The organism is Serratia sp. X3 (assembly GCF_014982455.1).
GTDB lineage: Bacteria > Pseudomonadota > Gammaproteobacteria > Enterobacterales > Enterobacteriaceae > Serratia > Serratia ureilytica.
In genome coordinates, this window is record NZ_JADCNB010000001.1 from 544068 (window position 1) to 570846 (window position 26779).

The 26779-nt window shown below is 63.7% G+C and carries 18 protein-coding genes; 7 read left to right on the forward strand and 11 right to left on the reverse strand.

Annotation, left to right across the window (positions count from 1 at the left end; all coding sequences use genetic code 11):
- Positions 1-417 precede the first annotated feature (417 nt).
- Positions 418-10440 (forward strand): non-ribosomal peptide synthetase, encoded by a 10023-nt coding sequence (locus IMX17_RS02565; protein ID WP_193549303.1) that lies wholly within the window; start codon positions 418-420, stop codon positions 10438-10440.
- A 136-nt stretch (positions 10441-10576) separates the two neighbouring features.
- Here IMX17_RS02565 and gabD read toward each other — a convergent pair whose 3' ends face one another.
- Positions 10577-12052, reverse strand: coding sequence for an NADP-dependent succinate-semialdehyde dehydrogenase (gene gabD / locus IMX17_RS02570; RefSeq protein ID WP_193549304.1), 1476 nt, complete (start codon positions 12050-12052; stop codon positions 10577-10579).
- A gap of 211 nt (positions 12053-12263) precedes the next feature.
- Here gabD and IMX17_RS02575 point away from each other — a divergent pair, with 211 nt between their 5' ends.
- On the forward strand, positions 12264-12479 hold the full coding sequence (locus tag IMX17_RS02575) for a glycogen synthase (protein WP_004935234.1): 216 nt from the start codon (positions 12264-12266) through the stop codon (positions 12477-12479).
- Between the two features lie 42 nt (positions 12480-12521).
- Here IMX17_RS02575 and IMX17_RS02580 read toward each other — a convergent pair whose 3' ends face one another.
- Entirely contained in the window at positions 12522-13436 is a 915-nt protein-coding gene (locus tag IMX17_RS02580) for a pyridoxamine 5'-phosphate oxidase family protein (RefSeq protein WP_193549305.1), read from the reverse strand.
- A gap of 4 nt (positions 13437-13440) precedes the next feature.
- A complete protein-coding gene (locus tag IMX17_RS02585; RefSeq protein ID WP_193549306.1) occupies positions 13441-14058 on the reverse strand; it encodes a glutathione S-transferase family protein in 618 nt (205 codons plus the stop codon).
- A gap of 98 nt (positions 14059-14156) precedes the next feature.
- Between IMX17_RS02585 and IMX17_RS02590 the strand changes: the two genes are divergently transcribed.
- From IMX17_RS02590 to IMX17_RS02610, 5 genes are all read left to right on the forward strand, one after another.
- On the forward strand, positions 14157-15068 hold the full coding sequence (locus IMX17_RS02590; RefSeq protein ID WP_033632680.1) for a LysR family transcriptional regulator: 912 nt from the start codon (positions 14157-14159) through the stop codon (positions 15066-15068).
- 147 nt (positions 15069-15215) lie between these two features.
- Positions 15216-16013 carry an alpha/beta hydrolase gene (locus IMX17_RS02595; RefSeq protein WP_193549307.1) on the forward strand — a complete coding sequence of 266 codons (798 nt, stop codon included), beginning with the start codon at positions 15216-15218 and terminating at the stop codon, positions 16011-16013.
- Position 16014: 1 nt separating this feature from the next.
- Entirely contained in the window at positions 16015-16386 is a 372-nt protein-coding gene (locus tag IMX17_RS02600; RefSeq protein WP_033643621.1) for a RidA family protein, read from the forward strand.
- Between the two features lie 58 nt (positions 16387-16444).
- Positions 16445-17632 carry an amino acid aminotransferase gene (locus IMX17_RS02605; protein ID WP_193549308.1) on the forward strand — a complete coding sequence of 396 codons (1188 nt, stop codon included), beginning with the start codon at positions 16445-16447 and terminating at the stop codon, positions 17630-17632.
- A gap of 20 nt (positions 17633-17652) precedes the next feature.
- Positions 17653-19050 carry an amino acid permease gene (locus IMX17_RS02610; protein WP_193549309.1) on the forward strand — a complete coding sequence of 466 codons (1398 nt, stop codon included), beginning with the start codon at positions 17653-17655 and terminating at the stop codon, positions 19048-19050.
- A 36-nt stretch (positions 19051-19086) separates the two neighbouring features.
- Here the strand turns inward: IMX17_RS02610 and paaY are convergent, their stop codons facing one another.
- The 8 genes from paaY to paaF all read right to left on the reverse strand — a co-directional run bounded on the left by paaY (position 19087) and on the right by paaF (position 26772).
- On the reverse strand, positions 19087-19683 hold the full coding sequence (gene paaY / locus IMX17_RS02615) for a phenylacetic acid degradation protein PaaY (RefSeq protein ID WP_046896526.1): 597 nt from the start codon (positions 19681-19683) through the stop codon (positions 19087-19089).
- A gap of 12 nt (positions 19684-19695) precedes the next feature.
- Positions 19696-20634, reverse strand: coding sequence for a phenylacetic acid degradation operon negative regulatory protein PaaX (gene paaX, locus IMX17_RS02620; RefSeq protein ID WP_193549310.1), 939 nt, complete (start codon positions 20632-20634; stop codon positions 19696-19698).
- Positions 20635-20712: 78 nt separating this feature from the next.
- Positions 20713-22020, reverse strand: coding sequence for a phenylacetate--CoA ligase PaaK (paaK, locus tag IMX17_RS02625; protein WP_033635108.1), 1308 nt, complete (start codon positions 22018-22020; stop codon positions 20713-20715).
- 15 nt (positions 22021-22035) lie between these two features.
- On the reverse strand, positions 22036-23241 hold the full coding sequence (pcaF, locus tag IMX17_RS02630) for a 3-oxoadipyl-CoA thiolase (protein ID WP_033650802.1): 1206 nt from the start codon (positions 23239-23241) through the stop codon (positions 22036-22038).
- Positions 23238-23678 carry a hydroxyphenylacetyl-CoA thioesterase PaaI gene (gene paaI, locus IMX17_RS02635; protein WP_046896529.1) on the reverse strand — a complete coding sequence of 147 codons (441 nt, stop codon included), beginning with the start codon at positions 23676-23678 and terminating at the stop codon, positions 23238-23240. The genes pcaF and paaI overlap by 4 nt, the downstream gene beginning before the upstream one ends.
- Complete coding sequence (locus IMX17_RS02640) at positions 23675-25201, reverse strand: 3-hydroxyacyl-CoA dehydrogenase (protein WP_193549311.1); 1527 nt, start codon at positions 25199-25201, stop codon at positions 23675-23677. The genes paaI and IMX17_RS02640 overlap by 4 nt, the downstream gene beginning before the upstream one ends.
- 2 nt (positions 25202-25203) lie before the next feature.
- The gene (gene paaG / locus IMX17_RS02645; protein ID WP_033643612.1) at positions 25204-25995 is read right to left on the reverse strand and encodes a 2-(1,2-epoxy-1,2-dihydrophenyl)acetyl-CoA isomerase PaaG; all 792 of its coding nucleotides are present in this window, start codon (positions 25993-25995) and stop codon (positions 25204-25206) included.
- A 3-nt stretch (positions 25996-25998) separates the two neighbouring features.
- Positions 25999-26772, reverse strand: coding sequence for a 2,3-dehydroadipyl-CoA hydratase PaaF (gene paaF / locus IMX17_RS02650; protein WP_046896531.1), 774 nt, complete (start codon positions 26770-26772; stop codon positions 25999-26001).
- Positions 26773-26779 lie beyond the last annotated feature (7 nt).

The following is a 26779-nucleotide window of genomic DNA, read 5'->3' on the forward strand; positions in this document are numbered from 1 at the left end:
AGTATAGGATATTCCGACACCGTACGCTTTGGAATAGCGCAACTGAAAGATGCGTGTTTTCATTTAAGAAGATTCTCTTTTTTATCGCTTTTCCTGCGATGCCTTTAAATTAAATTTATTTATATTAAATATATTCCTATCTTTGTTTTTAATTTATTTGCAATAGTTATTTTATTTGTGAATGAAAAATAAAGAATTATTTTGAAATGATAAGTTATTTTTTATGTCATTGTTTTTTGATGGTTTTTGTTTATTTGTGTTTTTGTGGCTTTATTTTTCATAAAAATAAAATAATATTCGCTATTATGTTTTTTAAGTTTTCGCCTAACAGCTCAATCGCATAACCATCACGGTATTTGTGCCATGCATAAATATCTATTCATATATTATTGGAATATATTAAAAGGGAATTGATTCATGGGCGCGATCATCGCTTCACCCTATACCCACACGTTTTGGAATGAATACGTCCTCAATCCACACTCCTGTGAGTACAACCTGGTGCTGGATCAGACCATTGAGGGGGCGCTGGACGTCGATCGACTGCGCGCGGCGATCGACGGGGTGTGCCGGGACTATATTCTGTTTCACCATGTCCTCGACGACAGCTCGCCGCAATTACGCTGGGTAAAGACGGAGAAGAAAATTGCGTTGGAAACGCTTGATGCCGATTGCGATGTCGGCAAATTAATCAATACGCCGTTCGATCTCCGGGAGGGGCCGCTGTGCCGCTTCTACCTGATTGAGCTGGCGCCGCAGCGCTATAATTTGATCATTGTCGTTCATCATATCCTGATCGACGGCCTGTCCGGCCAGGAGTTCTACAACGCCGTTTCCGCCTATTACAATCGCGGGGCGGCCGTGGCGCCGCCGCAGGCGGATGAAACGGACATTTGTCGATTGTACCGGCGCTATGAGGCGGATATCGCGGCGTTGAAGCAGGACTTCGCTTCCGCGTCATTCTGGGGCGACCGGTTGGCCGAATGCGCCCCGCGCGTAGCGTTGCCTTATCTCCCCGGCGAAGCCCCCGAAGCCCCCGGCGCCGGCGAAGTGCGCTTTACGTTGCCGTTCGCCGAGTGGCAGGCGCTGAAGTCCGGCGTCAGGTATGCCAACCCATTCCTGATATTCAAAACGCTGTGGGCGTTGCTGATCGCCCGGCAATCCGCGCAGGACACGGTGCATATCGGTTATCCCGTCGCGCCGGACGGCGGCGAGCCGCTGTTCTTCGGCGCCCAGGTCAACACCGCGGTGTTTCCCTTAACGCTCGCCCCGGGAGCCACGTTCAACCAGCTGTACCGCGCGACGCTGGCCTACAGCAAAGCGCTCAAGGCGACGGGCAAGCTGCGGCACAGCCAATTGCCGGTTTATGACATGCTGAACCTCAGCCCGGTGCGCGAGCTGAACGTCAATTTCACTCAGGCTTACCTGAAAGATGCGCCGCTGGCGCTTGACGGTTGCCGCATCGGCGTCAATCACCGTTACAACGTCGATCTGGCCGGTTCGGAACTGCTGCTGGAGTATCAGCCGACCGAGCAGGCCTTTGAGTTTCGCCTGCGTTATCGGCCCGATCTGTTCGATGCCACGCAAATGGCGGAGATGGCGGAGCAGTATCTCGGGCTATTGCAGCGTGCGCTAACCGAACCGGACGCGCCGATAGCCGCGTGGCCGCAGCTCACGGCGCAGCAGGTTTTACGCTGCCGCGACGCCTGGGATAGCGAGCCGGACACGGCCGATCCAGGGGCAACACTGCTCGACGGCGTAAGCCGCCAGGCGCGCCATCATCCGGAGCGCATCGCCGTAACCGAAGCCAACGGTTCGCTCAGCTACCGCCAACTGGCGCAGCGCAGCGATCGCCTGGCGTTACGGCTGCGGGAAGAATATCGCCGGTTGCGCGGCGCCGCCATGCCGTCAGAGACGCTGATCCCGCTGTATCTGCAGCGCAGCGCGGAAGCGGTTGTGGCGATGCTGGCCATCATGAAGGCGGGCGGCGCCTATGTGCCGCTGGATCCCGCGGCGCCGGCGCAGCGCCTGGAATATATTTTGCAAGAGGTGAACAGCCCCATCGTCCTGACGGAAAGCGCATTGCAAGGGGCGGCGCAGCGACTGGCGCCGGGCGGCGTTTGCCTGGCGGCGGATGAATCGCTTGCCGATGCGGATGCCGCGAGCCTGCCGAATGTCGAAGCCCGGCAATTGGCCTACGTGATTTATACCTCCGGCACCAGCGGGCGGCCGAAGGGCACGCTGTGCGAACACCGGGGCGCGGCCAACATGGTGCGGGGCCATACGCAGCGTTTGCTGCGCAATGAATCGGGCGCGCTCAACTGCCTGCAGTTCGCGTCGCTGGCCTTTGACGCGCACGTGTTTGAAGTGTTCATGGCCCTGAGCAACGGCCACCGGCTGTTTATCGCGGGCGAGGCGCAGCGGCGCGATCCGGCGCTGTTGTGCGGGCAAATGGCGGCCTGGGGCATCGAAGCCTGTTTCCTGCCGCCGGCGCTGCTTGGCACCTTGCCTGACTTGCCGGCTTCGGTGCGCTATCTCGCGACCGGCGGCGAGGCGACCGCGCAGGAGGCGCTCGACCATTACCTGGCCTGCGGCATGCAGGTTGCCAATCTGTACGGCCCGACCGAGGCTTCGGTCAGCGCCAGTCTGAATATTTATCGCCGCAACGGCGCGCGCAATATCGGCCACGCCATCGCCAATATGCGTTGTTATGTGGTTGACGAGCATGACAATCTAATGCCGCTGGGGGCGGAGGGCGAGCTGTGTCTGGCCGGCGTCGGCCTGGCGCGCGGATACCTGAAGCTGCCGGCGCTGACGGCAGCCGCATTCGTCGCCAATCCTTTTGAACTGCGTGAGCCTTACCGGCGCCTGTATCGCACCGGCGACCGGGTACGGCGCTTGGCCGACGGCAGCCTGGACTATCTCGGACGACACGACCAGCAGATCAAGATCAACGGCTATCGCATCGAGTTGGGCGAGATCGAAATGCAGCTGCGCGCGCTGCCCGAGGTGGCCGAGGCGGTGGTGACCCTGCGCCCCGGCACGACGGACCAACTGGCGGCCTGGTATGTGCCGAAGCCCGGCGCGACGCCGCAGGCCGGCGACATCTTGCAACGCCTGGCGGCGCAGCTGCCGCATTATATGTTGCCGTCGGCGCTGTCGGCGCTGTCGGCGCTGCCGCTGACGGTGAGCCGCAAGGTCGATTACCGGGCATTGCCGGAACCGCTGCCGATCGAGCGGCAAACGGCGTTTCGCCAACCGGGAACGCCGCTGGAGACTCAGCTTTTTGCGCTGTTCAATCGGCTGCTGGGCGGCCATGTCGGCATGGACGACAACTTCTTCCGCCTCGGTGGCAACTCCATTATGGCCATCAGGCTGTGTCACGAAGTGAATAAACTGCCGGGGGCGAAGATCTCGGTACTGACGTTGAATCAGCATCCGACGGTGGCCGCGCTGAGCGAGCATATCGCCGCTCAACGGCAGGCGCCGTCGGATGAGCCGCCCATCCTCGCCAGCGAGCTGCGGGAGGGGCCGCTGTCGCTTCAGCAGTCGCGATTGTGGTTTGTTCAGCAACTGTCGGCGGACGCCACGCACTATCTATCGCCGGTGCTGCTGCGGCTGGCGCCGGACATCGATGACCAACGTTTTGCGGACTGTCTGCAGGCGATCGTCGAGCGCCACCAGATCCTGCGTAGCCTGATTCGCCAGAATGAGCGGGGCGAAGCCAGCCAGTGGGTCAGCGACGCCGTGCTGCCGGTGCCTTTGCTGACGGTGAGCGGCGCTGAGTTTGACATGGCGCTGGCGCAGGCCTGCAGCCGGCCGATGGATTTGACGCGCGAGCTGCCGCTGCGCGCCACGCGCTACCGTTACCGCGGTGCGGCGGGCGGGGAAACGGCCGTTTGTCTGTTGGTGTTCCATCACATCGTCTTTGACGGTTGGTCGCTTGAGGTGCTGCTGCAGGAGCTGGACGCGCGCTATCGGGGCGCGCCGCCTGCGCCGCGGGAGCCCGCGTTGCAATACCTCGACTATGCCTGCTGGCAACACGCGCCGGAAAATGTGCAGCGCCGGGCCGACGAATTGGCCTTTTGGCAACGAGAGCTGGCGGGCTGGCAGCCGCTCTCGCTGCCGGTGGATTTTTTGCGGCCGGCGGTCTTCGACGTACGCGGCGACAACAGCGAAGTGTCGCTGCCGGCGGCGCTGGTGAAGGCGCTGGAGGCGTTGGCGCGCCAGGAGGGCGTGACGCTGCATGCCGTGATGCTGGCGGGGTTCATGCTGTTGCTTGCCCGCTACAGCGGCCAGAACGATGTGATGGTGGGCACGCCGCTGGCGAACCGCAATCGCCCTGAGCTGGAGAATCTGATCGGATTCTTTGTCAATACGCTGCCTTTACGCCGGCAGATCGACCCGCGTCAGGGCGTTGCCGAGTTTGTGCGAGAGGTTGCGGCCACGACGCTGCGGGCGCAGCAGCATCAGACGCTGTCGCTGGAGGCGCTGGTGGACGCTCTGGCGCTGCCGCGCGACTTTTCGCGGCATCCGCTGTTCCAGGTCATGTTCGCGCTGGAGGGCGAAAGCGGCGCACCGGCGCGTCCGGACTGGCTGTCGGTGGTCGATCTGAGCGCTGATGAGCGCACCGCCAAGTTCGATCTGACGCTCACGCTGACGCCGCAGGGGGAGCAGATGCGCGCGCGCTTCAACTTCGCGTCGGCGCTGTTCAGCAAAGCGTCGATGGATCGGTTGGCCGGCTACTATCTCGCCCTATTGCAACAGATGGCGCGCCACGATGACTGGCCGCTGGAAAATATTCGTCTGCAGCCGCAGAGCCCGGCGCTGCCTGCGGCGCCGGCCTTTAGCTATGCGTTTGAACGCTGCCTGCAACAGGATTTCGTGCGGCATGCGCAGCGCAATCCGCGGGCCGTCGCGGTGATCGACGCGCAGGGGGAAATGACGTACGGCGAACTGCACGAGGCGGCGTTAACGCTGGCCACTCAACTGCGTGTGCAGGGCAAGATGACCGGCGACGCCATCGCCGTCGTCGCCGACAAGGGGCGCCGGCAGCCGATCGCCCTGTTGGCGGCGCTGATGTGCGGCAAGGCGTTTTTGCCGATGGAGGCGACATGGCCGCCGCAGCGGCGGCTGAAGGTGATGGCGCAGGCCGGCATCAATACGTTGCTCAGCGATGCGCCCTGGGCCTGCGACGAGATCAACCTGGTCGAACTGAATGCCGGCGGGCTGGCGGCGCAGTTGCCGCTGCCGGAGAGGCGTCTGCCGGCGGTGGAGGCCGGTGCTGACAGCCTGGCCTATATCATTTTCACTTCGGGCTCGACCGGCACGCCCAAGGGCGTGGCGATCGAACATCGCAGCGCGGTGAACATGCTGGAAGGCGTTCGGCGGTATTTTGGGTTCAACGAGCGGGATCGCAGCCTGGCGCTCAGCGCGTTGAGCTTCGATCTGGCGATCTTCGATATTTTCAGCCCGTTGAGCGCGGGCGGCGCGGTTGTGATGCCGGCCGAGCGAGATCGGGTCAATCCGCAAGCCTGGTATCAGCTGATGATGACACATCGAGTGACGCAATGGTTGAGCGCACCGGCCCTGATGGAGCTGTTGTTGGACTATGTAAACGGCGCGGGGCTGGCGGCCGGGCCTGCGCCGGCGCTGCGGGCGGTGATGGTGGGGGGCGACTGGATCGCCACCTCGCTGCCGGAACGCTGCCTGGCCTGGGCGCCACACGTCCGCTTCTGCAGCGCCGGCGGCGCGACGGAGGCGGCGATCTTCACCATGCTGTATGAGGTGCCGCGAGGCGAGAAAATTCGCTCGGTCAGCATTCCTTACGGCAAACCGTTGCCGCACCAGCGCTGCTACATTCTGGATGCCGAACGACGGCTCGCGGCGCCGGGCGTGCGCGGGGAGATCTATCTGGCCGGTGAAGGGTTGGCGCGCGGGTATTACGGCGATCCGCAACGCACCGCCGAGAGTTTCTTCTGGCATGAGGAGCTGCAGGAGCGGGTGTATCGCACCGGCGACGCGGGTCGGTGGCTTGAGGACGGCAATGTGGAGTTCCTGGGGCGTCTCGATCAGCAGGTCAAGCTGAACGGCTACCGCATCGAGCTGGGTGAAATAGAGCATGCCGCGCTCGGTTATCCGGGGGTGACCGCCTGTTGTTGCGTGCTCATCACCGACCCTCAGCCCTGTCTGGCCGCTTACTTCGTTGCCGATGAGGCGATCGCCCCGCAGGATTTGGCGCAGCATTTGAGCAGCCAACTGCCTCCTTACATGGTGCCGCAGGCGCTGATGCAGCTGGCACAGCTGCCGCTGACCGAAAACGGCAAGATAGCCCGACAGGCGTTGCCGGCGCCGAAAAGAGCAGCGCGCGAGTTCGTCGCGGCGCAGAACGAGCGGGAGAACGCTTGCCTGGCAGTGTGGCGCGATCTGTTGCAGCGGCAGGATATCGGCGTGGAGGACAATTTCTTCTCGCTGGGCGGCAATTCCCTTCTGGCGATCCAGGCCTGTTACCAGATCGGTCAGCGGTTGGGGGGCGAGGTGACGTTGAGCGAGCTGGGTCGGTTCCCGACGATCCGTTCATTGTGCCGTGCGTTGCTGCGGCAGGGGCAGGGGCAGGGCGCCGCGCCGATGTCGATCCCGCCGCTGCGGCAACGCGAGTATCCGCTCTCCGCTTCACAGCTGCAGCTGTGGTTTATCGAGAACCTGAACGGCGGCGGCAATCTTTATCATGTGCCGATGCTGTTCCGTCTCGGCGAGGAGGTCTGTCTGACGGCTTACGAGCGCAGTCTGCAGGCGATCGTCGCCCGGCATCAGGTGTTGCACAGCCTGATTGCCCAGAAGCCGTCCCAACTCGCCGTCGCCCGTGCCTGTGAACAAACGCTTTCGCTGGAGCGCGTGGCGCTGGAGGCGGCGAGCTGGCCGGACAGACTGCGGCAGGATATCGATCGGCCGTTTGCCCTGGAGGCGGAGTTGCCGATCAGGGCGAGCGTTTACCAGGTGGCGCAGCCTGATGGCGGGCGGGTGACTTACAGCCTGATCCTGGTGCACCACCTGGCGTTTGACGGCTGGTCGCAGCCGGTGCTGCTGCAGGAGTTGGATGCGCTGTATCAGGCGCAGCGGCAAGGGCGGGAGGCTGAGCTGGCGGCGTTGCCGCTGCAGTATGGCGACTATGCCGTCTGGCAGCAGCGCTGGTTGGACTCCGCGCTGGCGGATGAGGCGAAAGCGTATTGGCGACAAGCGCTGGATGGGTGGCAGGCGCTGGAGATGCCGCTCGATTTCGTGCGGCCGGCGCGCTTCGATCATCGCGGCGCCAATCACGTCATCGCGCTGCCGGAGGTCCTGACGATGCAGGCGACGCAGTTCGCCCGGCGGCAAGGTGTCACGCCGTTTGCGCTGTATCTTGCGGCCTTTAAGCTGCTGCTCGGTTACTTCAGCGGCCAGCAAGACATTCTGGTCGGCACGCCGGTCGCTAACCGGCCGGTGGTTGAGACCCGCTCGGCGATCGGATTCTTCGTCAATACGCTGCCGTTGCGCTCGCAAATAGACGATGCGGCGTCGCTGAACGATTATGTGCATCGGGTCTTTGACGGCGTGCTGCAGGCGCAGCGGCATCAGAATTTACCGTTGGATCAGTTGATTGAACTGCTGCAGGTGCCGCGCGATCTGTCGCGCCATCCGCTGTTTCAGACGCTGTTCGCGCTGGAAGAGGCGGGTGAAGCGCCGGCCTGGCTGGTGCCGCAGGATCTGTTGACACACTATCAGGCGGCCAAATTCGATTTGACGCTGAGCATCCAGTCGGCGCCGCAAGGCGGCAGGGCGATCTTCAACTATGCCACCGCCCTGTTTGCACCGGCCACGCTGGCGCTGTTGGGTGAGTATTATCTGACGATCCTCACGCAGATCGTCAATCACGGCGAGCAGCGCGTCAGTCAGTTGGCGCTGGTATCGGCGAGTGAAACGGCGCGGCAGCGCGCCTTCCGTCAATCCTGTCCGCCGGCCTACGATTTCGAACGCGCCATCCATCATGATTTTATCCGTCAGGCCGAGCGCCATCCGCAGCGGGTAGCGATCGTCGATGAATGGGGTGAGCTGAACTACGGTGAGCTGTATCGGCGTGCGTTGGCGCTGTCGTTGCAGCTGCGCGAGCATGCGGATATGCGCGCCGACACCATCGCGGTGATGGTGGACAAAGGGCGGGCGCAAATCATTGCGGTGCTGGCGATCCTGATGGCCGGCAAGGCCTATTTGCCGCTGGACGGCGCCTGGCCGGAACGCCGCCGTCTGGATATCGTCGCGCAGTCGCAGACCCGGATTATCCTCAGCAGCCGGGCGTGGGCGGCCCACGGTGACGCCAGACTGTTGACGATCGATCCGCAAGGTGCGGTCAACGCGTTACCGCCGGCGGCGCCGGGTGAGCCGGTCTTGCCGGCGCCTTCCGCGCTGGCCTATGTGATCTTCACTTCCGGTTCTACCGGCACGCCGAAAGGGGTGGCGATAGAACATCGCGGCGCGGTGAACAGCATCATCGATACCTTGCACCAGCTGGAACTCGGCGCGGACGATCGCGGGTTGGCGCTCAGCGCGCTGAGCTTCGACATTTCAGTGTTCGATATTTTCGGCCTGCTGTCGGTGGGCGGCGCCATCGTGATGCCGTCCGAAACCGAACGCTATCAGCCGGAGGCGTGGCATCGGTTGTTGATGACTCAGGGGGTGACCTTCTGGAATTCCGCGCCTTCGGTGATGGCGCTGCTGGTGGAGCAGCTGGAGTCCGCCGCGTCGCAGGCGCAGTGGCCGCATCTGCGCAACGTGGTGCTGGTGGGCGAGGTGATCTCGCGTTCACTGCCGGCGCGCATTCGCCAATGGCGGCCAGGGTGCCGGGTAGTCAGCGCCGGGGGCGCGACCGAAAGCTCCATTTGGTCGATTTTGTACGATATTCCGCAAACGCCGATCCTGGCGCCCAGCGTGCCTTATGGCCGGGCGATGGCTCATCAGCGTTTCTATGTGCTGGATCGCCATCTGCGCGTGTTGCCGCCCTGCTTACCGGGGGAGCAGTACATCGGTGGGGCCGGCGTAGCGCGCGGCTATTACCGCAATCCGTCGCTGACCGAGGAAAAATTCATCTACCATCCGGAATTGGGGGAGCGGCTTTATCGCACCGGCGATGCCGGGCGCTATTTGCCGGACGGCAATCTGGAGTTTCTCGGCCGTATGGATTTTCAGGTGAAAATCAATGGCTACCGCGTCGAGCTGGGGGAGGTCGAGCAATGTGCGCTGGCGTTCGGCGCGATCAAATCCTGCTGCGCCGTGGTGCTGTCAGAGGCGCATCGGCAGCTTCTGGCGCTGTATTACGTCAGTGAGGCGCCGTTGGAGGAGTCGGCGCTGCTGGCCTTTATGAGCGGGCAATTGCCGCTATACATGCTGCCTGCGGCGCTGGTGCGGCTGGAAGCGTTGCCGTACAACTCCAGCGGCAAGCTGGATCGCAAGGCGTTGCCGGCGCCGACGGCGAATGCGCCGCAGGCCTATGTCGCTCCCGCGAACGCGCTGGAGCAGCAGTTGTGTGGATTGTGGCAGGAGGCGCTGCAGTGCGAGCAGGTCGGCATGACGGACGATTTCTTCCTGCTGGGCGGCACCTCGATCAAGGCGATCTCCCTGTGCGTCGGCATGGGGGCGCTGATGGGCGCGCCGGTGCCGGTGGTGCAGCTGTTGCAAAGCCGCACCCTGAAAAATCTGCTGGCCGCCAACGAGCGCCGTTTGGTCATGCCGCTTAACCGCCGGACAGACGGCGTGCCCGCGGTGTGGATGATCCACCCGGCGCTGGTAGGCGCGGAGGCGTTTCATGCTTTCGCTCAGCCGTTGCAAGGGCGACTCAATTGCTATGGCGTCGATAACCACAATCTTTACCATCAACCGACCATCGACTCGCTCGGCGAGCTGGCCGAACGGTATCTGAACGACATGATTGCCGCCGGCCTGCTGCAAGACGCCGGGCCGGTGCGCATTCTCGGGTGGTCGCTGGGGGGCATCATCGCACTGGAGATCGCCGCTCGCCTGGAGGTGCGCGGCTGCTGTAACGTGCAGCTGTATCTGCTGGACAGCTTCTATCGGCAGACCACGGCGGAGCTGCCGCTGGAGCGACTGCTGCCTGCGCTGGGCATCGAGGGGGAGGCGGCGACACGCGCCATGGCCGCCGGGCAGGCGGAGCGGCGGCTGTCAGAGGGAAGGCTGAGCCGCCGATTGCAGACCACGAAAGTGACGCTGTTTAAGGCGACGGAGGGTAATCCGCAGTTGCCGGAGGCGATAACGGCGCCGCTGCTGGCGCTGGAAGATAATGGGCTGGGCGCGGTTTGCGCGCAGCTCAAGATTATCCCGCTGGCTTGTCACCACCATAATATCTTGCAGTGTGAGGAGGCGATCGGCAACGCACTCAATCAGGACGCCTGATTGGCTCACCGGCTCCGTACAGGCAGGCGGAGCCGGCAAGCCAGGCATTGCGGCGCAGGGGCCGAGGAAGGCGAGGACTAACGCGGTCGCTTTCCTCTGCGCGCGTCAGCGGCAGCCGATATGAATAGCGACCGCATCAAGCGCCCAGCCCGCCGAGGCACAGGTATTTGATCTCGAGATAGTCTTCGATGCCGTATTTTGAGCCTTCACGGCCCAAACCGGAGTGTTTCATGCCGCCGAACGGCGCCACCTCGGTGGAGATCAGCCCTTCGTTGATGCCGACAATGCCGTACTCCAGCGCTTCGGCCACGCGCATCACCCGGCCGATGTCGCGGCTGTAGAAGTAAGCGGCCAGGCCGAACGGCGTGTCGTTGGCCAGTTCGACGGCGTCGGCTTCCTGGCTGAAGCGGATCAGGGGCGCCACCGGGCCGAACGTCTCCTCGCGGAAGATTTTCGCCGTGCGCGGCACGTCGGTCAGGATGGTCGGGCTGAAGAAATTGCCGCCCAGCGCGTCGGGCTTGCCGCCCAGCAGCACCGAGGCGCCGTGCTCGACCGCGTCGGCGATATGCTCGCGCACTTTCTCCACCGCGTCCGGGTTAATCAACGGGCCGATGGTGACGCCGTCATCCAGGCCGTTGCCGACTTTCAGCTTGGCGACGGCGGCTTTCAGTTTGGCGGCGAAGGCATCGTATACGCCGTCTTGCACCAGAAAACGGTTGGTGCAGACGCAGGTCTGGCCGGCGTTGCGGTATTTCGAAGCGACCGCGCCGGCCACGGCGGCGTCCAGATCGGCGTCGTCAAACACGATAAACGGCGCGTTGCCGCCCAGCTCCATGCTGGTTTTCTTGATGGTGGGCGCACACTGGGCCAGCAGCTGCGCCCCCACTTCGGTGCTGCCGGTGAAGGAGAGTTTACGCACGTCCGGGTTGGCGGTAAGTTCGCCGCCGATGCCTTTGCTGGGGCCTGTTATCACGTTGCACACCCCGGCGGGCAACCCGGCGCGCTCCGCCAGCACGGCGATCGCCAGCGCCGAGAACGGCGTTTGGCTGGCGGGGCGGATCACCCCGGTGCAGCCGGCGGCCCAGCCGGGGCCGGCTTTACGGGTGATCATCGCCGCCGGGAAGTTCCATGGGGTGATGGCGGCGAACACGCCGATCGGCTCTTTTTGCACGATGATGCGGCGACCGGCCTGCGGCTGTGGAATGGTGTCGCCATACACCCGCTTGCCTTCCTCGGCGAACCATTCGATAAAGGAGGCGGCATAGGCGATCTCACCGCGGCTTTCGGCCAGCGGTTTACCCTGTTCCGCCGTCATGATGCGCGCCAGATCCTCCTGATTTTCCATCATCAGCTCAAATAGCCGCCGCAGCTTGCCGGCGCGCTCTTTGGCGGTCAGCGCGCGCCAGGCGGGCAGCGCTTTCTTTGCGGCGGCGATGGCGCGAGCGGTTTCTTCGGCGCCGAAGGCCGGCACGTGGCCGACCAGCTCGCCGTTGGCGGGGTTATGAATGGCGATCGTGCGGCCTTCCTGGGCCGGCAACCATTGCCCGTCGATGTAATTGGCCTCGCGGAACAGCGTGGGATCCTTGAGGGTGGCGCGGATACTGATGCTCATGAGTCTCTTCCTTTGCTGAGTTCAACGGAGTGGTCTATTCCATACGGCTACCCTTTACCCTAGCAAACTTTGCCGCCGCCGTTTGCCGACGCGACGACAAGATGGCCGTTTTCTCACTGCGCATCTTCTGTACAAAAAATATCCGCCGTCGGGTCGATACTGAAAGAGCAGGCATATGACCCTTTTCGATGTGATTAAAAGGAGTGTGCGAATGATGAAATCAGTGGACAGACATCTCGCGGCCTACGGCAGCGAAATGGATTTTTTGGCGTCGAGCATCGCCCTGATGGAATGGCAAGGGCGGCAGATTGACGCCGGGCAGGTGGCCGGCAATATGTCGGAGCAGCAAAGCCGCCTGTTCTTTGCGCGGTTGAATTATTTTCGTCAGCTTTATCAGGCCGCATCGGCGGCCGAACACAGCCTGTAATTTCCGATCCAGCCCCGCCGCCGCGGGGCTTTTCATTTCAGCTCAGCGGCGCCACACCCCGGTCGCCAGCGTCGCCGGCGAATACTCCAGATTGCGCCCTCGCCACGGCAGCGCCGCCGCAAAACGCCAGGCGCGGCGCACGTCAAACCGCCAATAGCGTTCCGCCCCTTCGACGCCGGGATGGCCGTCAGCCTGCCAGAGGATTTGCGTTTCCCCCTGCAGATGCAGCACGTCACCGCGTTCAAAATCGATGAACAGCAGGGCCGCCCGCGGTTCGGCGAGCAGATTGCCCAACGTGTTCATGTAGCGATTGCCGCGAAAGTCCGGCATCCACAGCGTGTCGTCTTCCAGATGGATAAAGCCGGGGCGGCCGCCGCGATGGGAAATATCGACGCCGCCCTGCGCCAGCGCCAGATGCGCGCAGCTGGCGACGAAGCAGGTGTCCGCGGCGCGGATCAGCGCCTGCGCCGCCGCATCCAGCACGACCAAATGCTCAACCGGCTGCGGCCGGCTGTCCACCGGGTAGAGTTCGCGGCGTTGAATGTACTGCGGGCAGTTGCCGAAGCTTTGCTGAACGACGATCTCCACCCGGTTTTTGTCAGTGCGGCCGACGGTGCCGTTGGCGCGGTTGCGCCGCCGGTTGCTGAAATCCAGCCCGAGCGCGCCGATCGGCTTTCCGGGCAGCAACAGCGCCTGGGCGGGATCGTCGCTGCGACGCGATGCGCTGATACGCAGGTGCGTGTCGTCCGGCGTGCGTAAAAATCCGGGCGGGCCGGTGAACAGGGTGGCGATGGGCCAGCCTTGTTCATCCAGCGTGGCGACGAACAGGTAGGGCAGCGCGGCGAAAAACGCGCGGTGCTGATCCGGCATCGCAGGGTAGATGCCGCCGCCTACGCCGCCAAACCCGGCCAGCGTCTGTGCGCGCAGCTCATCGGGATGGAACAGTTGCGGGATCATGGCGTCAGCTCCCCGCCGGTTCCGGCAGGGCCGGCATGGCAAAGAAGCCGGGCAGTGCAGCGATGCGCGCCGCCCAGCGACGTATCGCAGGGTAAGGCGACAGCGAAATGCCGCCCTCAGCCGCGACCGCTACGTAGCTGTGGCAGGCCAGATCGGCGATGGTGGGGTGTTCGGTGGCCAGGTAGTCCCGCTCGCTCAGGTGCTGTTCCATCTGTGGCAGGAAACGATCGCTGACCGACCGCGCCGCCTGATAGTCCTCCGGCACGGCGAATTGGGCGATCAGTCGGCAGGCCGCCGGGCCGTAGCGGACTTCACCGGCGGCTTTGGAAAGCCAGGCCTGCACTCGCGCCGCCGCGGCCGGCTGTTCCGGCAGCCAGTGGCTGTCCGGCGCATAGCGCTTCACCAGATAGACCAGAATGGCGTTGCTGTCGGCCAGCGTCAGATCGCCATCCTGCAAGACCGGGATCTGGCCGAACGGGTTGAGCCGGCGGAAGGCTGCGCTCTGCCGTACGTCCGCCGAGGCTTCGACCCATACATAGGGCAGCGCCAGCATGCGCAGCAGCAACGCCACGCGATGAACGTGGCCGGAAAGCGGGGTGCCGTAGAGTGTGATGGTGGACATGGCGTTTCTCCTCAGTGCTTTTTGTCAGCATACTCTTGCGTTGAACGAGCGAAATCCGGCAATGTGGAAATTGATAATTTCACTTTTCGGAAGAATCTATGGATCGGTTAGACGAGTTGGCGATTTTCGTGGCGGTGGTGCAGCAAGGCAGCCTGGCGGCGGCCGGGCGCAAACTGCGGCGTTCGGCGCCGGCGATCACCCGGGCCATCGCCGCGCTGGAACAGCGTTTCGGCACCCGATTGGTGGAGCGCACGACCCGGCGGCTGGCGCCTACCGAAGCGGGTGCGCGGCTGTTGGAGCGCGCGCAACAGCTGCTGCAGGATTATCAGGCGGTGGTGCAGGATACCGCCGAAGCGCAGCTGAGCGGCTTGCTGCGCGTTACCTCGCCGGTGCAGTTCGGCCGCCGGTACGTGGCGCCGGTGGTGATGGCATTTCTCGATGATTACCCGCAGATGCAGATCGAAATGGTATTGAACGATCGCAATCTCGATCTGATTGACGAAGGGTTGGATATCGCGGTGCGCATCGGTCATCTGCAGGACTCTTCCCGCGTGGCGCGGCGCCTGGGGCAGGTCAGCCGGGTGACGGTCGCCAGCCCGGATTACCTGGCGCGCTGCGGTGAACCGCGATCGCCGGCGCAGCTGGCGGAGCACGCCACCATCGTCGGCACCCAGCGGCCGTCGCTGCGCGAATGGCGCTTCGGCCCGCAGGAAAACGGCGAGCGCGTGCGATTGGCTCCCCGGCTGTTGCTCAACGACGTGGAAGCGCAACTGCTGGCGGTGCGCGCCGGCAAGGGCGTCGCCCGGTTGCTCTCGTATCAGGTGGCGGACGATTTGGCCGCCGGTACGCTGGTGCGGCTGCTGACGGATCATGAGCCGTTGCCGATGCCGGTACAGCTGGTGGCGCAGCAGGCGCAGCACATGCCGCTGAAGGTGCGCGCCTTTTGGGATTATGCATTTGAACGGCTCAGCGCCTTGCCGCAAATTCAGCCGGACGGGCGGGGGAAATAAGCGCAAAAAGTTTCATGGGTTAAACTTTTTCATTATTCATCAGGTTTTATTTTACCGGGCGCGCATTGCTGATGCGCCCGTCTTGACAATAATTTTGCCGGTGCTAATAGTTAATTTACATTTTAAATAATAAACGAAGTTTAATATATGAAACCACTTGCGGGGAGTTATGATAACGGCGCTACGGTGGATAATGAAGCGGCTATTTTGACTTCATTTCAAACTCGCAGCGCGGCTGTTTATAAACAGACGCGCCATGAGAGTAATATTGCTTATGGCAACGGCGAACGCGAAACATTTGATTGGCTCTATTCTGCAAAGCCGCATCAGGGGACGTTAATTTTTATTCACGGCGGCTATTGGCAATTCTGCGATAAGGCGGATTTTGCCTTTATCGCCGCCGGGCCGCTGGCGTTGGGTTTTGACGTGGTGTTGGTGGAATATGCGCTCGCGCCGGCGGTGGATCTCGACGAAATATGCCGACAGGTCGGAATGGCGCTGGATGCCATTCAGCGCCGCCTGCCGCCGCACTACGCCCATCCGGTTTATCTGTGCGGCCATTCCGCCGGCGGGCAGTTGGCGGCGCTCTGGCAGCAGCATGCGTTGGTGGATGCCGTCTTTCCCATCAGCGGCCTGTTCGAGCTGGCGCCGCTGCAACAAAGCTATGTCAATCGGGCGCTGCAGTTGACCACGCGGCAAATTGAAACGCTCAGCCCGGCGCGCCGCCTGCCGACGCGCGGCAAGCCGCTTACGCTGTATTACGGCGCATTGGAGCTGCCGGAACTGAGAGGTCAGTCGCAACACTATCATGCGGCGCTGCGCCAACGCGGGCTGCCGGCTGAACTGGTCGCGGTGCCAGGCGCCAACCATTTCACCATCCTGGATGCGTTGTTCGCCGCCGATGGCGCGCTGCTTCGCCAACTTGACCACCACGGGAACCACTGACATGCGCGAGATTGTAGAGACCGGGCTGCCGGATATCGGCCAGCCTTTTTCCTGGGCCACCCGGGGCGGCGGCATGCTGTTTACCGCCCATGGCCCGGTGCGGGCGGACGGCAGCATCGACACCGGCGCGCCGGAGCGACAGATTGCGCTGACCTTCGATAACCTGGCGCAGACGCTGAAGGCGGCGGGCAGCCACAGCGATAAGGTGCTGCAGGTGATCGTGTATCTTACCGACGTTAACGACGTTAAATGGCTCGATGATATTTACCGGAAATACTTTAATTATCCTTATCCCAATCGCTCCACGGTCATCGTCGAGAAATTGGTGGTGCCCGGAATGAAAATAGAAATTACCGTCAGCGCTATCGCCTGATTTAATTTCTCCTTAAGCCTGTCTTCATATTAATTCAATAACGAGTTAAGGATGCGTCATGTTTAAACAGATTGCACCTTCCGCCGCCGATCCTATTATGTCGCTGATGGAAGCCTATTTGCAGGATCCCAATCCGCAAAAAGTGAATTTAGGCATTGGGCTGTATTACGATCGGCAGGGGAATATTCCGCTGATGCGCGCGGTTGAGGCGGCCGAGCAGCGGTTGTTGGCGCTGCGTCGCCCACATGGCTATCCGCCGATCGAGGGGGCGCCGCAGTTCGCTCGCCAGGTGCAGACGCTGCTGTTCGGTGAGCGGCAGGCGGCCGAGATCGCCACGGTGCAGACCGTCGGCGGTTCCGGCGCGTTGAAGCTGGCGGCGGATTTTCTGCGCCACTTTCTGACGCGCGGCGAAATCTGGGTGTCCGATCCCACCTGGGCCAATCATTGGGCGATTTTCGAAGGGGCGGGGCTGCGGGTGAAAACCTATCCCTACTTTGACGAAGCGGCGGGCGGCCTGCGTTTCGCCGCCATGCTCGATGCGCTGGACAGCCTGCCGCCGGGCAGCGTGGTCTTGCTGCACCCTTGTTGTCACAACCCGACCGGCACCGATCTGACGCCGGAGCAATGGCGCGCCACGCTCGCCGTACTGCAGCGACGCAACCTGCTGCCGCTGTTCGACATCGCCTATCAGGGCTTCGGCGACGGGCTGGAGGAGGACTGCTTTGCATTGCGCGAAGCGCTGAAAACCGATCTGCCGTTTTTGGTCTGCAATTCGTTTTCCAAAAACGTCGCGCTGTACGGCCAGCGTCTGGGCGCGCTGTCGGTGCGCTGCGCCGACGCGGAAAATGCCGCCAACGTCAAAGGGGCGTTAAAAACGCTGATCCGCCGCAGCTACTCCTGCCCGCCGACGCACGGCAGCCAGATCGTGGAAACCCTGCTCGGCGATGCCGAACTCGGCGAGCTTTGGCGCAATGAGCTGGCGGAAATGCGCTTGCGTATCAAGCAGATGCGTGAACAGCTGGCCGCCGGCCTGGCGCGGGGCGGTTCTTCGCTGGATTATCGGCGCATTCGCGAGCAGCGCGGCATGTTCAGCTATACCGGCCTGAACGAAGCACAGTTGCAGACCCTGCGGCAGCGCTACGCCATCTATCTGGTCTCGCCCGGCCGCATGTGTCTGCCGGGGCTTAACCCCGGCAACATCGACTATGTGACCGCCGCGATCCTCGACGTCACTCGCACCGCCTAACTCCGCTCGGGAACCCAGCCATGCCACAGATGAATGATTTTGAGCATATCGCCCGCCGCCAGGGCGGGTTGAACAAGCATCTTACCGCCGGGCAGATGTCGATGCTGGCGATCGGCGGCGCCATCGGCACCGGGCTGTTTCTCGGCAGCGCCTACGCCATTCAGATGGCGGGGCCGTCGGTATTGCTGAGCTACCTGATCGGTGGCGTCATTGCGCTGCTGCTGATGGGCAGCCTGGCGGAAATGACCTCCGAACACCCGACGCCCGGCTCGTTCGGCGACTACGCCGAATTCTACCTCGGCCCGCTGTTCGGTTTTCTGGTGCGTTACTCTTACTGGTCTTGCGTGGTGCTGGCGGTGGGCACCGAAGTCACCGCCATCGGCATGTACATGCAGTTCTGGTTCCCGGCGACGCCGACCTGGCCGTGGGTGCTGCTGTTCTCGGCGGCGGTGATCGTCGTTAACGTGATCGGCGTGAAATCGTTCGGCCAGGTGGAATACGCGCTGTCCACCGTCAAAGTAACGGCGATCGTGGCGTTTATTCTGATCGGCATCGGCATGCTGGCGTTCTCGGGCAACCCGGCCTATGGTCTGCGCAACCTGACCGCCGGCGGCTTTATGCCGTTTGGCGTCAAGGGCATGTGGTTCGCGGTGATCGTGTCCATCTTCAGCTACCTGAGCATTGAAATGATCGCGGTGGCCGCCGGCGAGGCGAAGAATCCGGTGATTGCGGTGAAGGCGGCGTTCAAGGGCACCATCGTGCGGCTGTTCATCTTCTACATGCTGTCGATCGCCCTGATGCTGGCCATCGTGCCCTGGCGCCAGTCCGGCACCGGCGAAAGCCCGTTCCTGATGGCGATGAACGTGATCCATCTGCCCGCCGCCCCCGGTATTTTCAACTTTATCGTGCTGGTGGCGGCGCTGTCGGCAATGAACAGTCAGCTGTATATCACCACTCGCATGATGTTCTCGCTGTCGCGCGCCGGGCAGGCGCCGGCGGCGTTGGGGCGCGTCAGCCGGCGCGGCATTCCGGTCAATGCGCTGGCGATGTCGTGCATCGGTATCGTGGTGTCTATCGTGCTGAGCCTGGTGGCGCCGGAAACCTCGTTCGCCGCCATGATGTCTATCTCGGTGTATGGCGCCTGCTTTACCTGGCTGATGATTTTCGTCACCCACCTGTTCTTCCGCCGCCGGCATCGGCAGACCCACCTGAAATTTCGCATGTGGGGCTTTCCCTATACCACCTTGCTCGGCGCCGGGCTGATGACGGCGTTGATGATCTCGACGGCGTTTACCGAATTCTTCCGCATGACGCTGTGGTTCGGTATTCCGTTCACTTTGCTGCTGGTGGCGGCTTATCACTTCCAGAGCCGCCGCGCGGTTGCGTCGTCGCCACTCAAGGCGCCGGAAGTGGAGTAATGAGAGGGGACTGAAGCGCGCCTTCAGCCCCTGAGACTAAAGCTGGCTTTTCGGGATCAGGTGGTCGCCGAAGCTCAGGCGCCGGCGGCCCGGTTCGATTTCGGTTAGCGGCGCCACTTCGTGCAGCGAGGATTTGCAGCGCTGCACCAAATCCTGATACTCGCGGGTGCCGGCGATCTTCCAGGCCAGCTCCTGTTCGGTCAGATCGCGCAGCACGCGCGCCGGGCTGCCGACCACCAGTTTGTTGCCTTCGATCACCGCCGCGGCTTTGACGAACGCCATCGCGCCGACGATGGTGTTCTCGCCGATCTCCGCACCGTCCATCACCACCGCGTTCATGCCCACCATCGCGTTGCGGCGAATGCGGCAGCCGTGCAGGATGGCGCCGTGGCCGATATGGCCGTCTTCTTCCACCACCGTGTCCTGCTGCGGGAAGCCGTGCATCACGCAGTTGTCCTGAATGTTGGCGCCGTCGCAGATCACCAGGCGGCCAAAATCGCCGCGCAGGCTGGCGTTCGGGCCGATATACACGTGTTTGCCGACGATCACGTCGCCGATCAGCACCGCCGTCGGGTGCACGTAACTGCTGGGGTCAACGACCGGCGTCAGGCCGTCAATCTGATACACAGGCATAGCGTGAGTTCCTTAATATGTAGGGTCGCGCGGCAGGCCGCCGAAGCGCCGATAGTAGCCGGCGGCCGGCGCGGGCAGGGCGCCGATGGTGGTCTCCGCCAACGCGCTGACGTACTCCGTCGCGGCGCGATCGACCTGCTGATAGAGATTGATGCACAGATTGCGGGCGATCTGGCCCTCCCACTGGGCGGGCAACAGCGCATCCGGCAGCAGCGGATCTTTCAACACCACGCGACGGAAGAAGTGAATCAATAATAGCTTAATCTGGAAACAGCGCAGCGGCGTCAGCGCCGCCGGGTCGACTTCGCGCAGCAGCGCCATCAGCGGCCGGAAAGAGACGATAAACTCATGATAACCGGCCGCCACCTCGCTCAATGACCAGCAGTCGGCCACCAGTTTCTGCAGCGTTTGCTCGGAGCGGTTGTAGGGGTAATCGGCGCGGAAGTAGATCACCTGCTCGCTGGCGTTCAATTCGCCGAGCAGCGCCGTCACGTCGGTTTGCGCATGGGTGGGGGCGGCCATCAGGTTGTTGGCGATCTGCCCGAACCCGAGCCAGCCCAGCTCTTTTTTCAGCCGCGCGCGCGCGTTTTTTTCGGCGCATTCCAACAGCAACAGCTCCCATTTGCCGTCCCAGGCGGGCTGCTCGCGCAGATAGATCTTCGATTCGGCGTGGCGGAACTGGCGCATTCCCTGCTCGGTCACGCGGTAGAAGCTGCGGCGGCCGATTCTCTCCACCGCCAGCCACCCCTCTTTCTGCAGGCGGAACACCGAGGTGCGCACGAAACGATCGCCGAAACCGAAGGCCTCCAGCAGCGCGCTCAGGCTGCCGAGCCACACTTCGCCGCCGCGGTGGCTGAGCGCGTCGCCGTACAGCGAAATGATCAGCGACGTGCCGCTGATCGGCTGGGCGTCGACGGCATGGCGAATGAACTCATCCAGTTTATGTTCCATATTTTTCCATGGGTTAGCCTTCGATGAGCCACAACATTACCATAATTTAGGGCGGCGTCATCCGTGACGCCGTGCGCCTCAGCGCGGCCGCAGATCGACCACGCGCTGCGCTTTGCCTTCCGAGCGCGGAATATCGCCGCAGTTGGCGATGCTGACGTCGGTGCTGACGCCCACGATCGATTTGATGTGGTGGCGCAGCTGGTGGCAGATATCGCAACGCTGCTGATGGCTGAGGCTAAGCGCCGATTCTTTCAGCTCGACGCGCACCGCCAGCGTGTCCAGATGCCCGCTGCGGCTGACCTGCAGTTGATAGTGCGGCGACAGCTGCTCGAACTGCATGATCTGTTCTTCCACCTGCGACGGGAAGACGTTGACGCCGCGGATGATCAGCATGTCGTCGGAGCGGCCGGTGATCTTGCCCATGCGGCGCATCTGGCGCGCGTCGCCCGGCAGCAGCCGGGTAAGATCGCGCGTGCGGTAGCGGATCACCGGCAGCGCCTCTTTGGTCAGGGTGGTGAACACCAGTTCGCCGTGCTCGCCGTCCGGCAGAGCGACGCCGGTCTCCGGGCAGATGATCTCCGGCAGGAAGTGGTCTTCCCAAATGGTGGGGCCGCCGCCGCTTTCCAGACATTCCATCGCCACGCCCGGCCCCATCACCTCCGACAGGCCGTAAATATCCAGCGCCTTGATGCCCATGCGGGTTTCGATTTCGTGGCGCAGGGCTTCGGTCCAGGGTTCGGCGCCGAACACGCCGAGCCGCAGCGAGCAGCCGCGCGCGTCGCCGCCCATTTTGCGCTCCAGTTCGTCGATCAGCGTCAGGCAATAGGACGGCGTCACCATGATGATGTCGGGTTTGAAATCGAGGATCAGCTGCGCCTGGCGTTCCGTCTGCCCGCCGGACATCGGGATCACCGTCGCGCCGAGTCGCTCCGCGCCGTAGTGCGCCCCCAGGCCGCCGGTGAACAGGCCGTAACCGTAGGCGACGTGCACCTTGTCTTTGGCGGTGGCGCCGCCGGCGCGCAGGCAGCGGGCGACGATATCGGCCCAGTTATCGATGTCGCGCTGGGTGTAGCCCACCACCGTCGGGCGGCCGGTGGTGCCCGAGGAGGCGTGGATGCGCACCACCTGTTCCATCGGCACCGCGAAGGTGTCGAACGGGTAGTTGTCGCGCAGATCCTGCTTGGTGGTGTAGGGGAAGCGCGCCAGATCGCTCAGCTGCTTAAGATCGTCGGGGTGTACGCCCGCCTGATCGAACTTGCGCTTGTACATCGGCACATTGTCGTAGGCGTGGTGCAGCGTCCACTTCAAACGCGCCAACTGCAACGCTTCAATCTCATCGCGCGAGGCGAATTCGATCGTTTCGAGGGGCTGTGGATTTATTGTCATGGTTAGCCTCAGGGGTCAGACACGCTCAATGATCATGGCGATGCCTTGGCCCACGCCGATGCACATGGTGCACAGAGCGTAGCGGCCGGCTCGCCGTTCCAGTTCAAACAGGGCGGCCAGCGCCAGGCGCGCGCCGCTCATGCCCAACGGATGCCCCAGAGCGATCGCGCCGCCGTTAGGGTTGACCTGCGGGGCATCGTCCGGCAGGCCAAGCTGGCGCATTACCGCCAACGCCTGGGCGGCGAACGCTTCGTTCAGTTCGATGACGTCCATCTGCGCCAGGCTCAGCCCGGCGATCTCCAGCACCTTGCGGGTGGCTGGCAGCGGGCCGATGCCCATCAGCCGCGGCTCCACGCCGCAGGTGGCGGTGGCAAGGATGCGCGCGCGCGGCGTCAGGCCCTGGCGCGCCGCCATCGCTTCGGAGGCGACGATCAGCGCGGCCGCGCCGTCGTTAAGCCCCGAGGCGTTGCCGGCGGTGACGCTGCCGGGCTGACGGAACGGGGTTTTCAGAGCCTGCAGCTGATCGAAGGTGGTGTCGGCGCGCGGGTGTTCATCCTGGCTGAACAGGGTGACTGCACCTTTTTTGCCGGTGAGGCTGACCGGCGCTATCTCCTGCGCCAGGTATCCCAGCGCCTGCGCCCGGGCGGCGCGCTGCTGGCTGCGCAGCGCAAAGGCGTCCTGATCGGCGCGGCTGATGTTGAACTGCGCCGCGACGTTTTCGGCGGTCTCCGGCATCGAATCGGTGCCGAATTCGGCCTGCATGCGCGGGTTGACGAAGCGCCAGCCGAGGGTGGTGTCGTACAGCTGCGCCTGGCGGCTGAAGGCGCTGTCGGCCTTGCCCATCACCAGCGGCGCTCGGGTCATCGATTCCGCGCCGCCGGCCAGCATCAGCCCGGCGTCGCCGGCTTTGATGCTGCGCGCCGCCATCGCCAGCGCGTCCAGGCCCGAACCGCACAGGCGGTTCACCGTGGTGCCGGAAACGCCGACCGGCAGCCCGGCCAGCAGCAGCGCCATGCGCGCCAGGTTGCGGTTGTCTTCCCCGGCCTGGTTGGCGCAGCCGAGGATCACGTCGTCCAGCTGTGCCCAGTCCACCTGGGGATGGCGCTCCAGCAGCACGCGCAGCGGCAGGGCGGCGAGATCGTCGGCCCTCACCTGGGCCAGCGCGCCGCCATAGCGGCCGATCGGGGTGCGCACGCCGTCGCAGATAAATGCCTGATTCATGCCCGATCTCCTAAAATGCTGTGGCCGAGGCGGTGCGCGCGGCCGCGAAACCAGGCGACGGTTTTGCCCTGTTGATTGACGATTTCGACGTCATACAGCCCGGTGGCTTTGCCCTGATGGCGCATCTGCGCGCTGGCGGTGAGGCGATCGCCGGCCAGCGCCGGGCGGATGAAGTCGATGCTGCAGCCGGAAGCCACCGCCGCCAGCCCCTGGCTGTTGCAGGCGTAGGCGAAGGCGGTATCCGCCAGGCTGAACAGCTGGCCGCCATGGCAAGTCTGGTGGCCATTGAGCATCTGCGGGCCGACGGTCATGCTGACCTGCGCGTACCCGACGTCGACGGCATCGATGTGCATCCCCATCGCCTGAGCGCAGGTATCTTGCTGGAACATCTGTTCGGCGCAGCGCTGAGCCAGCGCGCGCGGCGTATTGGCGTTCATTGTTCGTCTCCTGGGAAAGCGGCGGGGGAAGCGTAGCGGCGCAGCAGCGGCATCGGGCGATAGCGGGCCTCGCCGTAATAGCGTTGCAGGTTTTCCAGCGTCGCCAGAATATGGCGCCAGCCGAGCGTGGCGCCCCAGGCGAGCGGGCCGCGCGGATAGTTGACGCCGCGCAGCATCGCCAGATCGGTATCCTCGGCGCTGGCGACGCCTTTGTTCACCACGTCGAGCGCTTCGTTGGCCAGCATGGCCAGGGTGCGCATCGTCAGCAGGCCGGGGTAATCCGGCAACGGGATGACGCGTTTGCCGAGGGACTGCAGCAGACGGATCGCTTTGGCATTGTGTTGCGCGCCGTTTTGCGCCGCGCAGCTGATGGCGATGGCGGAGGCATGCGCATAGTCGGCACAGAGATCGAACAGCACCACGGGCGTTCCACGTTCGTCGGCCAGTTGGCCGGCGGTTTTACCATTGGTTAACATCAGTGTAACGTCGTCGATCGTGACGTGCGGGCTGGTCTGGCCAGGTTGTTTGATCGCCCCCGCATTTTCGCTTAACAGCTGCGCCAAATCGGCCAGCGAAGACCAGTCACCGTGCAGCGTAACGCGCTGCGGCAGCGCGGCCTGCGCCGGTGGCGCAAAGGCGATCTCGGCGGGGTGCTGCGCGTCGTAGCGGTAGAAGCCGCGGCCGGATTTGCGGCCGAGGCGCCCGGCGGCCACCAGCTCCTGCTGCACCAGCGAGGGGGTGAAGCGCGGATCCTGGTAGAAGGCCTGATACACCGAGTCGGTCACGGCGTAATTGACGTCCTGGCCGATCAGATCGGTCAACTGCAGCGGGCCCATGGCGAAACCGCCGGCGTCGCGCATTACCGCATCCAGGGTGGCGGCGTCGGCCACCCGTTCTTCCAGCGCGCGCAGGGTTTCGGCGTAGAACGGCCGCGCCACGCGGTTGACGATGAATCCCGGCGTCGAACGGCACACGACGCTCTGCTTACCCCAGCGCTGCGCCAGGGCTTGCAGCGCGGCGAGGGTCTCGGCCCCGGTCTCCAGACCGCTGACGATCTCCACCAGCTTCATCAACGGCGCCGGGTTGAAGAAGTGCAGCCCGGCCATGCGCTGCGGGTGTTGCAAGGCGCCGGCGATGGCGGTGATCGACAGCGAAGAAGTATTGCTGGCGAACAGCGCCGTGGGCGAGCAGACCGCTTCCAGATCGCGGAACAGGCTCTGCTTGATCGCCAGATTTTCCGCCACCGCTTCAATCACCAGCGCGCTGTCGGCCAGTTGCTCGAGCGAATCGGCGCGTTCGAGACGCGCCAGCAGCGCCTCGGTGGCGTTTGCGTCGGCCTTGCCGCCGTCGACCCGTTGCCGCAGGCGGCGAGCGAGTTCGTCGATCGCGCGCTGGGCGGCGGCGGGGGCGATATCGAACAGCCGCACCGGGTGACCGGCGGCGGCGGCCACCTGCGCAATGCCGATGCCCATGGTGCCGGCACCGATCACCGCCACCTGGCCGTTAAGAAGGGACGCGTTCATGGCTATTTCCCGCTGAAGTTTGGCGTGCGTTTGGCGAAGAACGCGCTGACGCCTTCGCGGTAGTCGTCGCTGCGGCCGCCCAATCGCTGCAGATCGCGCTCCAGATCGAGTTGTTGATCGAGGCTGTTGGTGGCCGAGCTGTAGATGGCTTTCTTGATTAGCCCCAAACCGTAAGTCGGCTGGGTGGCCAGATGGCGCGCCAGCGTTTGCGTGCGGTCGGCCAATTCATCTGCCGGCACCACCTGCCAGATCATGCCCCACTCCAGCGCCTGTTGGGCGCTGATTTTGTCGCCCAGCATGGCCATGCCCATCGCGCGGGCGTGGCCGGCCAGCCGCGGCAGGAACCAGCTGCCGCCGGAATCCGGCACCAGCCCCAGGCGGCAGAACGACTGAATAAAGCCGGCGTTGTCGGCGGCGATGACGATGTCGCACGCCAGAGCCAGCGCGGCGCCGGCGCCGGCCGCCACGCCGTTGACCGCGCACACCACCGGTTTGGGCAGGGCGGTCAGGCGACGGATCAGGGGGTTGTAGAAACGTTCGACCGACAAGCCGAGGTCCGGCGCCTGTTGATCGGCGCTGACGTTGCGATCGTTGAGATCCTGCCCGGCGCAGAAACCGCGCCCGGCGCCGGCGATCAGCAGGCAGCGCACGTTGTCGTCGCGTTCGGCTTGCGTCAGCGCTTCGCTCAGTTGGCGATGCATCTCGTCGTTAAAGCTGTTGAGCCGATCCGGCCGGTTGAGGGTCAGCGTCAACACGCCGGCGTCGAGATGACTGAGAATCAATGCGTTATCCATAAATCAGCGCCCCTGATAGTTTGGCGTACGTTTTTCGAAAAAGGCGGCGATGCCTTCGCGGCGATCGTCGGTGGCGGCCAGGGTGACGAACTGCTGACGCTCCATCGCCAGCCCCTGGCTAAGGCCGGTTTCCTCGGCCTGTTTCAGCGCCTGCTTGGCGGCGCGCAGCGCCAGCGGCGCCTGACGGCTGATGCGATCGGCAATCTGCTGCGTGCGCTCCAGCGTCAGGGCATCGACGCACACTTCGCTGATAAGGCCAGCCTGCAGCGCGGTGCGGGCGTCGATGGCTTCGCCGGTCAGCACCATCTGGCTGGCGCGAGACTTGCCGACGCAGCGGATCAGGCGCTGGGTGCCTCCGGCCCCCGGCATCAGGCCGAGGGTGATCTCCGGCAGGCCGAAGCGGGCGCTTTCGCCGCCGATAACGATGTCGCAGGCCAGCGCCAACTCGCAGCCGGCGCCCAGGGCATAGCCGTTCACAGCCGCCAGCAGCGGCTTGCTGAACTGCGCCAGCCGCTGCCACAGCTGCGGACGGCTGTCCGCCAGCGCGGCCGGCAGATCCTGCCGTTGCAGCTCGTGCAGATCGGCCCCGGCGGCAAAGAAACGCGCCGCGCCGGCGATCACCACGGCGCCCACGCCGCTGTCGGCATCGGCCTGCTCCAGCAGAAACACCAGCTGTTCCAGGCAAGGGGTGCTCAGGGCGTTGCGCGCCTCCGGGCGGTGCAGCGTCAGCGTGACCACGCGGTGCTGCTGCTGGCGTAAAATAAAGGGGGTATCCATCGCGGCT

Coding starts and splice junctions, on each gene's coding strand:
- IMX17_RS02600 (WP_033643621.1), top strand. CDS start 16,015: ATGCGCGAGATTGTAGAGACCGGGCTGCCGGATATCGGCCAGCCTTTT.
- paaG (WP_033643612.1), bottom strand. CDS start 25,995: ATGGATAACGCATTGATTCTCAGTCATCTCGACGCCGGCGTGTTGACG.
- IMX17_RS02575 (WP_004935234.1), top strand. CDS start 12,264: ATGATGAAATCAGTGGACAGACATCTCGCGGCCTACGGCAGCGAAATG.
- paaI (WP_046896529.1), bottom strand. CDS start 23,678: ATGAACGCCAATACGCCGCGCGCGCTGGCTCAGCGCTGCGCCGAACAG.
- IMX17_RS02565 (WP_193549303.1), top strand. CDS start 418: ATGGGCGCGATCATCGCTTCACCCTATACCCACACGTTTTGGAATGAA.
- pcaF (WP_033650802.1), bottom strand. CDS start 23,241: ATGAATCAGGCATTTATCTGCGACGGCGTGCGCACCCCGATCGGCCGC.
- IMX17_RS02605 (WP_193549308.1), top strand. CDS start 16,445: ATGTTTAAACAGATTGCACCTTCCGCCGCCGATCCTATTATGTCGCTG.
- paaY (WP_046896526.1), bottom strand. CDS start 19,683: ATGCCTGTGTATCAGATTGACGGCCTGACGCCGGTCGTTGACCCCAGC.
- IMX17_RS02580 (WP_193549305.1), bottom strand. CDS start 13,436: ATGATCCCGCAACTGTTCCATCCCGATGAGCTGCGCGCACAGACGCTG.
- IMX17_RS02595 (WP_193549307.1), top strand. CDS start 15,216: ATGAAACCACTTGCGGGGAGTTATGATAACGGCGCTACGGTGGATAAT.
- IMX17_RS02590 (WP_033632680.1), top strand. CDS start 14,157: ATGGATCGGTTAGACGAGTTGGCGATTTTCGTGGCGGTGGTGCAGCAA.
- gabD (WP_193549304.1), bottom strand. CDS start 12,052: ATGAGCATCAGTATCCGCGCCACCCTCAAGGATCCCACGCTGTTCCGC.
- paaF (WP_046896531.1), bottom strand. CDS start 26,772: ATGGATACCCCCTTTATTTTACGCCAGCAGCAGCACCGCGTGGTCACG.
- paaK (WP_033635108.1), bottom strand. CDS start 22,020: ATGACAATAAATCCACAGCCCCTCGAAACGATCGAATTCGCCTCGCGC.
- IMX17_RS02610 (WP_193549309.1), top strand. CDS start 17,653: ATGCCACAGATGAATGATTTTGAGCATATCGCCCGCCGCCAGGGCGGG.
- IMX17_RS02585 (WP_193549306.1), bottom strand. CDS start 14,058: ATGTCCACCATCACACTCTACGGCACCCCGCTTTCCGGCCACGTTCAT.
- IMX17_RS02640 (WP_193549311.1), bottom strand. CDS start 25,201: ATGAACGCGTCCCTTCTTAACGGCCAGGTGGCGGTGATCGGTGCCGGC.
- paaX (WP_193549310.1), bottom strand. CDS start 20,634: ATGGAACATAAACTGGATGAGTTCATTCGCCATGCCGTCGACGCCCAG.